Origin of the sequence: Rhizobium oryziradicis, assembly GCF_001939045.1 — a bacterium.
Taxonomy (GTDB): Bacteria; Pseudomonadota; Alphaproteobacteria; order Rhizobiales; family Rhizobiaceae; genus Allorhizobium; species Allorhizobium oryziradicis.
This window is the reverse complement of the sequence record NZ_MKIM01000011.1, coordinates 1-3,331: the sequence shown is the minus strand read 5'-3', so window position 1 is coordinate 3,331 and position 3,331 is coordinate 1. Positions and strand designations below refer to the sequence as shown.

4 protein-coding genes and 1 pseudogene are annotated in these 3,331 nt (G+C 49.0%); all 5 read right to left on the bottom strand.

Annotation, left to right across the window (positions count from 1 at the left end; translation table 11 throughout):
- Positions 1-83: 83 nt before the first annotated feature.
- A pseudogene (locus BJF95_RS00095) lies at positions 84-335 on the bottom strand (transposase); the annotation flags it as partial.
- Between the two features lie 290 nt (positions 336-625).
- Complete coding sequence (locus BJF95_RS00090; RefSeq protein WP_075637414.1) at positions 626-1,297, bottom strand: GAD-like domain-containing protein; 672 nt, start codon at positions 1,295-1,297, stop codon at positions 626-628.
- A 40-nt stretch (positions 1,298-1,337) separates the two neighbouring features.
- On the bottom strand, positions 1,338-2,177 hold the full coding sequence (locus BJF95_RS00085) for a polymorphic toxin type 15 domain-containing protein (protein WP_075637413.1): 840 nt from the start codon (positions 2,175-2,177) through the stop codon (positions 1,338-1,340).
- Positions 2,174-3,133: a DUF4123 domain-containing protein gene (locus tag BJF95_RS00080; protein WP_075637412.1), complete on the bottom strand. Its 960-nt coding sequence runs from the start codon at positions 3,131-3,133 to the stop codon at positions 2,174-2,176. The genes BJF95_RS00085 and BJF95_RS00080 overlap by 4 nt, the downstream gene beginning before the upstream one ends.
- A 3-nt stretch (positions 3,134-3,136) precedes the next feature.
- The coding region (locus BJF95_RS00075) for a DUF2345 domain-containing protein (protein WP_139317334.1) at positions 3,137-3,331 on the bottom strand (195 nt) is incomplete at its 5' end.

Genomic DNA, 3,331 nt, shown 5'->3' with positions numbered 1-3,331 from the left:
TGGGATCACTCAGCCCGATCGAGTATCGAAGAATCCTTGGCCTTAACCCATAAATCAGTCCAACTTTTTATCCGCATCCCCCCCGCTTCGAAAACCCGCCACCAGACGCCTTTTGGGCTCCAGCGGCTGAAGCGCCGAAATACGCTGTTCCAATCGCCGAACACATCCGGCAGATCACGCCAGTGAGAACCTATGCGGACGATCCAAAGAACAGCTTCCACGAACAGGCGATTGTCTCGCCCTGACGAGCCCCGCGTACGAGCATCACCAATGATATGTCGGGAAATTCGATCCCATTGGTCGTCACGAAGAATCAAACGGTCAAGAACGCCCATAACTGCCTCCAAAAGACAGTCATGAATCACATCACAAGCCGTTTGGGAATCCTAAGAGTCCACACTTCCTAGAGCTTTTACAAGAATTTAACTCATTTATTAGCTCTTCAATATTTTCTTTGTAGTCGTCCAATTTCGAAACTCCTCGGAAATTTTTATTTACGATCCAACCTCAGTTTCGTGCAAATTACCTAAGCCCACCCACATGCGGCTTAGGTCTCGGATCAATCACCAGGTAAATATGCTGTGGCCTTTGAGCGAAACGGGATTGGATGATATAAGACGACCTCTCATTCTCCAATGGTTCTAACAGCAGGGACGCTCGGCTTCGTCGTATCGTAAAGCGTAAAGGGACCTGCCTGCGCGGCAATCGTCATAGCAGCCAGTGCATTGGCTGGCCTTAAATTTTCTACTGTTATCACGCCGCCAAGCGCCGGATGGAGTTTCGGCGCATAGATCTGCCCAAACTCAAGCTCACCATGCATTTTTAAAGCACGTTTGAACATTGGCTTGCCGTTGTGATCGGGAAGGTCGTAAGACGTTGTATTTATACCGCCAATTGCGACACCAAGTGTAATGTCGTCGTCTGGATCATTGTCTGGGTTGAATAACTCCGGGCAACTTACTCTTCCGTACAAAATATTAATTTCTACTAATTTATACTGAATATTCCAAGCTAAAATTTCTCCGAATGATGTAAATCCTAATGGGATTGTTTTCCTGTGATCTATTTTGTCGTTCTCGAGGACCAAAGAGATAATCGACTGATATTTTGCAGGATTACATAGCTGAAAGTATCCATTTAGCCATTTTCCTGTCCCATGTAATCTAAGAAAATTCAGATATGTTTCTGGAATACGTCCATTATAAATATTAATGACTTCATCAGGAATAAGCTCACCCTCAGAAGGCTCTCCGTATTTTTCCAAGCACCGTTTGTAGTTGATAAACAATTCCGCCATTTTCGATCCGCCTTCCACGCAAAATGTATTTTCTTATTTCTCAAGACGTCGGAACGTCGCCTGTTCCTTCTCCACTGCCAAGGCCGGCATTTGTACCGTCTCCTTGTTCATCCGGTGATGATGTATTACTTTTTGGAGGGCATTCTTCAAGCTTGGCGTTCATCTTCTTTCCTTGTTCCTTTGCCTTTTGCGCGTGAGCTTTTAGTTGATCTGCCCGACGACCTCTCCATTGAGCGCCAAGAGAACTATTAATCGTTTTATTGCCCAAACCAGAAATAGAACCGTCACCTCCGGCTATAAGATCCAGTGTATGCGTAGCAGCAAGCTTGCTCATTTCCTTTGCGACTTCTGAAGCAGCTCTCTCTTCGAAATCGTTATATCCTTGTTTCTGATATTGCTTTTCTAACGTCCTTGTTCTTTGTGTCTGGTAGTTTTCTCTCGTCAGCCTCCGATCAGCAGCATCATTTTTTGGGCGACCATTTTTAGCATAATTATCCATATTTCGGATAAGATCATCTGGCTCCATCCGGTTGATTTCGTCCTGCTGTTCCTTCAATTGCCGACGAAACTCCTGCTTTAAATCTTCATCAGCACCCTCAGGCGGATTGAAACAATCAATATCACCGCAATCTACGCATGGCTTGGCCTGTTCCGCATCCTTAGTTTTAGTCTCGGCATCCTCATTCGCGCCTTCCATATAAGACGCGATAGCGGACGCTGCGGCGCGTCCTGCAACCCCACCCGCTCTCCCGCCAATCCAGGCACCTATGACCGTTCCCTCAGGTCCAATCAAAGTTCCAACCGCGCCGCCGATAACACGGCCCAGCCATTGCCCCGCAACTGCGCCACCTGCACCGGCGACTTCTGTCGTCGCACTCATGCGGCACCTCCTGATACGGAGGCACCTGACCGTAAAGCATTGACTATATGCTGAATGAGCGATTTGACCCTGTTGTCCGGTGTATCACCGCCATCGCGGATGTAATTGCGAACCTCCGCACCCTCGGCTGCTTTTCCATCGGACATCATCATGACGTAGGCCCAACGGGCGCGACCACGCTCCGTTTTTATGCCCAGTTCATCTGCGGATTTCTCGCTGGCCAACGTGGCACCCCAAACGAAATCATCGTTCACCCCGGAGAAATGCGGGGGAATATTACCTTTGAGAAAACGGGCAATCCGCAGTCTTGACGAATGCAACATGGCGGCTTTGAGCTTTTCCATTTGGTCTGGCTCGAGGCGAAGCGGTCCTGGCGGTGCTGCTGGCATATTATCCGGCACCTTGGCGCGTTTAATGCCGCCATAATCTGGAGCATTGAACAAAATCGACGTTGCAGGACCAAGGAACCGCGAGAACTGTGGTCGCGTTAGAAGAGGCAGGACGGCACCGAGCACATTCGGGTCCCAATGCCTGAACAGAACACGTTCATAATGTGTTGTCGTTTTTGATCCGTTACCATCAAGCTGCGCTTCTTCCAGTGGTATCAGCACTTCATTGATCGTCCGCAAGTGTTTGTGTAAAATCTCTTCGCCCTGCTTGCATGACCAATAAACAGCGCAGGGCTGTGTCGCTTCAAGGCGTTCAATATAGCCTTGGACAAGCATATCATCGACGCGCACCATCCACGGACCTGCACGCCTGTAATCTTCCGCTGCACCATCCAGGAAAAGCGAGCGACCCTTTATAGCCTCTGCTGACAGCATTCCTGGCAAGTCATCAAATCCGCCGCCGTCCAGAAGTGCAAAAATAGGTTTTGGGGTCTCTTTCAGCGTATTTCTGATTGTTTCTGTGGCTTCAGTCCGAGGCAAAACGTCAAGCGATGGTGTCTCGGTCATCGTTTACATCCTCACAAACGGCGTCGTGGACTTCGACATATTGCGCAGGCACGAGGCACCTTCGCCAGGTCCGCCCTTCTTGAAGTTGATCTGGTTACCCTCAATATCGATCTTCAGGCCGTGGATACGGATGCCGCTGTTGTTGAGCTCAATATAGCCGCCTCGGGTCAAAAGCAGGATTTTTTCGTCCGAATAGAT